Annotated in this window: 1 protein-coding gene; it reads right to left on the bottom strand. The window is 40.1% G+C overall.

Translation table 11 applies throughout. The features are described 5' to 3' along the window. The coding region (locus AB4486_RS25325) for a transposase (RefSeq protein ID WP_372119479.1) at positions 1–268 on the bottom strand (268 nt) is incomplete at its 3' end. Positions 269–506 lie beyond the last annotated feature (238 nt).

The raw sequence follows: 506 nt of genomic DNA, 5'->3' as shown, positions 1-506 counted from the left end.
CTTCATCACTCCAAGACTCCGCCGACGCTGTATTAACATGCAACACCAAATGATAGTGATTCGACATAATGGCATAGGCACACACATCAATCGCAAACACTTGGCTAAGCAACCTCATTCGCTCGACCAACCAAACCCGACGATGTTCAAAATTTTGCCCTGAATAATGGTCTTCACCACACAAGAACGCACGACGTACACACCGTGAAATACAGTGGTAATACGCTGTATCTTGTAGAGAAACTTGAGTTGAACGTGCTTGAGTCATCCTGAACACCAGTAACAAAATCTAAATAGATAAAATAAGACTAGTTAGGATTTAAGGTCTGTCAAATACATGGGTGTCCTGTATTTTTCATTATCCTTTTGTTCGAAGTCCACGTCATAAGCTATTTAGTCGGTCTCACTACTACAGAAAAACTTATCCCTAAAAAGTCAGAAAGTTTAAAAAACCCATCGATTCTCATATTTAACCGTTCGAGGAAGAGGAAAGCACTACTAATCGA

Source organism: Vibrio sp. 10N.222.55.C6 (assembly GCF_041473395.1).
In the GTDB taxonomy this organism is placed as follows: domain Bacteria; phylum Pseudomonadota; class Gammaproteobacteria; order Enterobacterales; family Vibrionaceae; genus Vibrio; species Vibrio crassostreae_C.
This window is presented reverse-complemented; position numbering and strand designations above follow the sequence as displayed.